The sequence below is a fragment of the Allobosea sp. 05T422_2 genome, from assembly GCF_056396265.1.
Window position 1 is genome coordinate 1 of the sequence record NZ_JBFTLD010000377.1, and the last position, 5135, is coordinate 5135.

Sequence of the window (5135 nt, forward strand, 5' to 3'; positions counted from 1 at the left end):
GGCCAACGCAGCCGACATCCTCCTCAACCTCACCGAAAGGCGAGAGCCTCTGGTGATCACGCAGAATGGCGGCCAACGCAGCCGACATCCTCCTCAACCTCACCGAAAGGCGAGAGCCTCTGGTGATCACGCAGAATGGCGAGGCCAGGGCGGTGCTCCAGGACGTTGCCTCCTTTGAACAGACGCAAGAGACGCTCGCGCTGTTGAAGCTGCTTGCCATCGGCAATCAGGATGTCGATGCAGGCAAGACCAAGCCGGCTCGCGCTGTCGTCGAAAGACTGCGCGGAAAAGCGGCGGATCGTCGATGAAGGAGGGCCTCTTTGAGGTCGAGCTGACGCAAGGCGCGGAGGATGATCTCGAAGCCATTCACTACTACCTGGCTGAACACCGTTCAATGGAAGCGGCTGAGTGCTTGCTCGATGCGTTCATTGAAAGGATCTCCACACTGGAGCGTTACCCGGAACGGGGCAGCTTCCCCAAGGAACTTGAGGCGTTAGGTGTTCGGGAATTCCGGCAGATTCTGCTCGATCCGTATCGCCTAATCTACCGCGTAATTGGCAGCAAAGTCGTCATCTTCGTCATCGCTGACGGCCGCCGCGACATGCAGGCTTTGCTTGAACGCCGCCTACTTGGCCGGTGATCACGAACCTGCTCCCAGGTTCTCGATCGCTGTTGCGCTGAGCGCGAACGGACGAGTTGGAGCCGGGGCCAGCATCTCGGCCCGGGAATGCTCATCTAAAACCATCAATCGAGCTACACCGCAGCCAAGTAGCCGATGAGCCGCTATCGAAGGGGCGTCTAGACGCAGAACACATCCACACCGCGCATTGCGCGCACGGATCCCGGCATTGGTGCGCAAATCTAATCGTCACTGCGAAATGCACGGCGTACATCCAGAGAAGTCCTCTGACCTGGATCGGCATTTCGCTAGTTTCTCGCCAGCATTTCGCCGATCTTCCGTCCGAGCTTTTCCAGGCCGAAGGGCTTGGTGATCATATCCATGCGGGTCAGCCAGAAAGTCGGTTGCGGTTGACCGCATTGGCTGCATAGCCGGTGATGAATAGCCCCTTGAGATCCGGCATCTGGCCTTGCGCAATCTCTGCAAGCTGACGACCGTTCATCCCGGGAAGTCCGACATCGGAGATCAACAGGTCGATATGCGGGTTTGCCCTCAGCGATTCGATCGCGGCGACGCGCTGCACGGGCGTTGCATGCGGACAGTGATGCGGGGCTGGTCTGCGGTCGTGAATCCTGCGCTCGCCGCGCTGCCGATGCCGGCGAAGCCAAGACAGCTAGGCCCGTTCCCTAGCCGATCGGTTTCGTCGTGAAGAACGGATCGAAAGCCTTTTCAATCACGTCCGCGAACATGCCGACATCGGTGTCGCGCACTGTGATCGCAACAAAATCTTGGCTCCCGTGAATAGGCAGCCCGGCGACTTCACCCGGCGCAAGGGTCAGGTTCTGTGCTTCGATAGTGAGCCTTCCGGCATAGCGCTTATTTATTCCACGGAACAGAGGGCGCAAGTMAGTGCAATCCCAAGTCGGGTGAAGTCGTCACTGCCCAAGTAAGTTGATGCAGTTAGCGATTAGACTTGCGCCCTGCGGGCGCGCAGAGGGCGGAGAGCGCCGAACCCAACGTTGTCCCGAGCCCACTCACAATATCGATTTACCGCTTCTTAACCACGGCGGGCGCCATTCTAAGGGGTCCAGAAGAGTTGGGGGGCTCGAAAAGGACCGTGACCATGCAACTGCTCGATGGTGAGCGACCCGTCGTAGATCAGTTCGTCGGCCTGCCAGTAGCCTTTGTCGAACGCCAACTGATCCTAGCCACGCTCCGGGAAACCGGCGGCAACCGCACCCACGCCACCTCGCTACTCGGCATCGCCATCCGCACGCTGCGAAACAAAATAACTTCGTACGCAGCGGACGGCTACACCGTGCCGGAACCTGCGCATACAGAAGCACAATGAGCCCCCGATGTCCGTTGCCTCATTGAATGGCGTCGCCGCAGCAGATCTGGTCTCCTCAGCAACAATGGCCGGCCTACTGCGCTGCCTGGTGCAGAAAGGCCTATTGGAAGCAGCCGACGTCAGGGAGATTTACGAAATTGCCCTTCTCATTCTTGAACAGCAGCAAGGAGCGGTGCCGGAAGCAGTAGCAACCTTCCAGGCCGCCCGATCCGCAATTGAACGGAACCTGGGATAGCCATTCGGCCCAAGCAGAGCGCCTTCATCCGCTAACCGCCCAAAGATCGCCAGTTCGTGCGATCAGGGCTGAGGACAAGATCGTCAGCGAGGGGAGCCGGCAGGGGCAGAACTCGGACCGAGTTCCTCGAAGCGCAGGAAAGTCCGCCAACTATGCTGTAGGCTCTACTGTTCCCACCTGATCAAAAAGAGGCCGCCCGTTGGCGGCCGAGTGGAGGGGAACGCCGCGTGGAGGTGTCGCCGCGCCCCCTATTGTTACTCGCTCGCGAGGTAGCAGCAAGGTCGGCATGAGACAAAAGGCGTAGAACCAGTTAGCGAAGCGATAAACGTGCACCTTAGGATATTGCCAAGTTGAAGCACCGAGCGTCGCCGGATCTCGGGAGGGCGGCGTTCGTCACTCCTCAGAACTTGCGCGGTACAAGCGGGCCAACCTCACGTACGATTCTGGTCAAGCGGCTACACCGCAAGCAGATGCTGCCCCTCTTCTCGAAGCTGCCTCCTTGCCTGATCGGCGTGGAGGCCTGCGGAACGGCGCATCACTGGGCACGCACGCTCGCCAACATGGGCCACAAAGTGCGGCTGATTCCTCCGTCCTACGTGAAGGCCTACATCAAGCGCGGCAAGAGCGATGCGCTCGACGCCGAAGCGATCTGCGAAGCCGTCCACCGTCCGACGATGCGGTTTGTGCCGGGCAAGACGGTGGAGCAACAGAGTGTGCTCATGACTCATCGCGCCCGATCCCTGCTCGTGCGCCAGCGCACCATGTTGGCCAATGCCGTGCGCGGGCATCTGGCGGAGCTGGGCCTCGTCGCCAACCCCGGTATCGCCCATCTTGCGAGGCTCGCCGAGCAGGCGCTTGCCGACAAGGATGCGCTGCCATCCTATGCTCGATCCGCTCTGGAGATATTGATCCGCCAGATCGTGACGATCAGCAGCGGCGAGATTGCAGTCCTCGACCAACAGCTCACCGCCTGGCATGCCGAGAGCGAAACTAGTCGCAGGCTCGCCGCCATCCCTGGCCTCGGCGTGATCACGGCCACGGCAGTGCCGCAGCCGTAACCGATCCCGACCAGTTCCGGACTGACTCCGCCGCAACACTCCTATCTAGATTGCTACCCGTAAAATCGGCCCGAGGGTTGCTTCCCACGGGGCGAAGTTGGCAATCAAATGCGCGTGGCATTGATGGAAATACCGGTCCGCGGGAAGAGGCTACCTCGTGAATAACGTGGCCTTACAAACCGCCAGATGCTTATAAAATCGCGTCTTTATTCATTGGCCGATCAACGAATGCCGTCTGATTTCTTCCAAGATGGGTAGGAGGCGGCATTTGAGCCGTAACATTCGGTGAGTCCGAAGTGCCGACGAGAGGCAAAACGGCCTCTTCGCGCTTCAACCGGTTGAACATTTCAGTAATCGGGTTATGTGGCCGAGAGGTCGGCACGTTTGGCTGCATCCTCATTCTTCCTGAATTAATGGCAGGGGCTCCATTAGCAATCGGCAGGCGGGCGACCGTTTGACTGATCGAACCTCATCGAGGATGTTTCACAGCGGTAAATGAAAGCTTACACAGTGAGAAACATTAACAGTACTTGAAACGACACCCGGGGAAGTTGCGGATCACAATGTGGCAGATTAATGGTGGGCCATATAAAGTATATCTGTCGTCCCGCAACAGCGTGTGTGATTGTACCTGCAGCCGAGAAAAAGCACGGGGCTAATAATAATCTCGGGGGGAACGCCGCTCTGCGGGAGAAGGTTGCTGTTCGGGAGGACAGCAGCCGCTTTCCTGCCCATTATAGCCGGAAATTAGATGCGAGCAGCATCAGGCTCGCAAGGGGGGAACCATACAACATGAGATGTCAGCCCGTTATCTCGGCCGGCTTAATCGGCTTCACTGTATCCATTTGCCTCGCGACTAATCCAGCCACTGCGCAATCCGCCAAGCCGCCCGCGCAAGTCAAAGTCACGAATGCCCGCCTCGTGCCGGTCGTCTCCCTGGAAATCACTACCCCGGGTGATAAGCCGCGGCTTATTGCGAAGCTCTCCAAGCCGCTCGCCGCCGGTAAGAGCATTGCGCTCAAGCTCAACAAGCCGGCGGGTTGCAACTACTCCGTCCTCGCCAAGTTCAGCGACGAGGTCGAGAGCGACAATGAGGGCATCGATCTTTGCCGTGAGAAATCGATCCGACTGACGGATTGAGACCGGAAGGATTGCAATACCGAACGCCCCCTACGCAAGTGGGCGGGGCAGTTCGTCTCTTCGATCACCTTATAAGGACGCCGAGCGGATTACGTTGCCGATCGACACACTCATGCACCCGCGGCGCCAACCGTCATTCCCCCACATACATAGAGTGTCTGTCCGGTGACAAAGCCGCTTCGCTGATCAAGGAGGTATGCTACCGAATGGGCCACGTCCTCCGGTTCGCCCATTCGACCAACCGGGATGCTATCGATAATCGCTTGCGTTGCAGGACTTTCTCTCGGATTGGCGCGCTCGAACAGCTCTGTACGAATGGGACCAGGCCCGACACTATTAGCGGTGATCCGGTGACACCCCAGTTCGAGAGCCCAGACTTTAGCCATACCAATCAGACCAGCCTTGGTTGCGGCGTATGCACTCCGAAGCTCCTTACCAAGGGCCGCACGCGAAGAGATGTTCACGATCCGACCAAATCCAGCATCCTTCATGCCTGGCAAGACCGCTTGAAGGCACTGAAGAGCACAACGTAAATTCAGTGAAACTGCCATATCCAACTCGGCCAGCGTCTGGGTTTCGACGCTACTCGGGAAGACCGCCCCGACATTGTTCACAAGCCTTGTAATCGGACCACCTCGCAGAGCTTCTGTAAGGGCTTCTGTAATGGGCCTTTGATCGTCAAGTCCCTCTGAACGATATCTCGTCGCCAGGATCATGCTTCTGTCCGTGGTC

Annotated in this window: 8 protein-coding genes and 1 pseudogene; 6 read left to right on the forward strand and 3 right to left on the reverse strand. The window is 58.5% G+C overall.

What is annotated here, in order from left to right:
- Window positions 1–65 precede the first annotated feature (65 nt).
- Window positions 66–308, forward strand: coding sequence for a type II toxin-antitoxin system prevent-host-death family antitoxin (locus tag AC1DJT_RS34325; RefSeq protein WP_476835832.1), 243 nt, complete (start codon window positions 66–68; stop codon window positions 306–308).
- On the forward strand, window positions 305–640 hold the full coding sequence (locus AC1DJT_RS34330; protein WP_476770631.1) for a type II toxin-antitoxin system RelE/ParE family toxin: 336 nt from the start codon (window positions 305–307) through the stop codon (window positions 638–640). The genes AC1DJT_RS34325 and AC1DJT_RS34330 overlap by 4 nt, the downstream gene beginning before the upstream one ends.
- A gap of 367 nt (window positions 641–1007) precedes the next feature.
- Here the strand turns inward: AC1DJT_RS34330 and AC1DJT_RS34335 are convergent, their stop codons facing one another.
- On the reverse strand, window positions 1008–1202 hold the full coding sequence (locus tag AC1DJT_RS34335; protein WP_441509212.1) for a response regulator: 195 nt from the start codon (window positions 1200–1202) through the stop codon (window positions 1008–1010).
- Window positions 1203–1305: 103 nt separating this feature from the next.
- Window positions 1306–1524: an ATP-binding protein gene (locus tag AC1DJT_RS34340; protein WP_441509147.1), complete on the reverse strand. Its 219-nt coding sequence runs from the start codon at window positions 1522–1524 to the stop codon at window positions 1306–1308.
- A 218-nt stretch (window positions 1525–1742) separates the two neighbouring features.
- On the opposite strand from AC1DJT_RS34340, the gene AC1DJT_RS34345 reads away from it, so the two are divergent.
- The 4 genes and pseudogenes from AC1DJT_RS34345 (at window position 1743) to AC1DJT_RS34360 (ending at window position 4403) form a co-directional block, all read left to right on the forward strand.
- On the forward strand, window positions 1743–1970 hold the full coding sequence (locus AC1DJT_RS34345; RefSeq protein WP_441509148.1) for a helix-turn-helix domain-containing protein: 228 nt from the start codon (window positions 1743–1745) through the stop codon (window positions 1968–1970).
- 7 nt (window positions 1971–1977) lie between these two features.
- Window positions 1978–2205 carry a hypothetical protein gene (locus AC1DJT_RS34350; protein WP_476835833.1) on the forward strand — a complete coding sequence of 76 codons (228 nt, stop codon included), beginning with the start codon at window positions 1978–1980 and terminating at the stop codon, window positions 2203–2205.
- Between the two features lie 428 nt (window positions 2206–2633).
- Window positions 2634–3340: pseudogene (locus tag AC1DJT_RS34355) on the forward strand (IS110 family RNA-guided transposase); the annotation flags it as partial.
- A 715-nt stretch (window positions 3341–4055) separates the two neighbouring features.
- Window positions 4056–4403, forward strand: coding sequence for a hypothetical protein (locus tag AC1DJT_RS34360; protein WP_441509149.1), 348 nt, complete (start codon window positions 4056–4058; stop codon window positions 4401–4403).
- 110 nt (window positions 4404–4513) lie between these two features.
- Here AC1DJT_RS34360 and AC1DJT_RS34365 read toward each other — a convergent pair.
- Window positions 4514–5135 (reverse strand): SDR family oxidoreductase (locus AC1DJT_RS34365; protein WP_476835834.1); only part of this gene is annotated, 622 nt, incomplete at its 5' end.